Origin of the sequence: Pseudonocardia adelaidensis, from assembly GCF_039543345.1 — a bacterium.
Lineage (GTDB): Bacteria > Actinomycetota > Actinomycetes > Mycobacteriales > Pseudonocardiaceae > Pseudonocardia > Pseudonocardia adelaidensis.
In genome coordinates this window covers 1-755 of record NZ_BAABJO010000095.1, presented here as the reverse complement: position 1 = coordinate 755, position 755 = coordinate 1, and the positions used below count along the sequence as shown (strand labels likewise).

1 pseudogene is annotated in these 755 nt (G+C 71.8%); it reads left to right on the top strand.

The window, feature by feature from the left end:
• Window positions 1–755 (top strand): annotated as a pseudogene (locus tag ABEA81_RS42360) (family 65 glycosyl hydrolase); the annotation flags it as partial.

Genomic DNA, 755 nt, shown 5'->3' with positions numbered 1-755 from the left:
GCCTACGAGCGCGCCGAGCAGCTGGGCCTGCGCGGGGCGGCGTTCCCGTGGCGCACCATCCGGGGCCAGGAGTGTTCGGGCTACTGGCCCGCCGGCACCGCGGCGTTCCACATCAACGCCGACATCGCCGACGCCGTGCGCCGGCACGTGGCGGCCACCGGTGACGTGGTGTTCGAGCGGGAGGTGGGCCTGGAGCTGCTGGTGGCCACCGCCCGGCTGTGGCGCTCCCTGGGCCACCACGACTCGGCGGGGGAGTTCCGCATCGACGGGGTGACCGGGCCGGACGAGTACACCGCGATCGTGGACAACAACGTCTACACCAACCTGATGGCGCAGCAGAACCTGCGGGTGGCGGCGGACACCGCGGCGCGGCACGCGCGGGCGGCGGCGCGGCTCGGGGTGAACGCGGAGGAGATGGCGTCCTGGCGGGACGCGGCGAAGTCGATGCGGATCCCGTTCGACGAGGTGCTGGGGGTGCACCCGCAGGCGGAGGGGTTCACCCACCACCAGGTGTGGGACTTCGAGAACACGCCGCCGGAGAAGTACCCGCTGCTGCTGAACGTCCCCTACTTCGACCTGTACCGCAAGCAGGTGATCAAGCAGGCGGACCTGGTGCTGGCGATGCAGCTGCGGCCGGACGCCTTCACGCCGGAGCAGATGCGGCGCAACTTCGCCTACTACGAGGCGTTGACGGTGCGCGACTCGTCGCTGTCGGCGTGCACGCAGGCGGTGGTGGCGGCCTGGACCGGGCACCT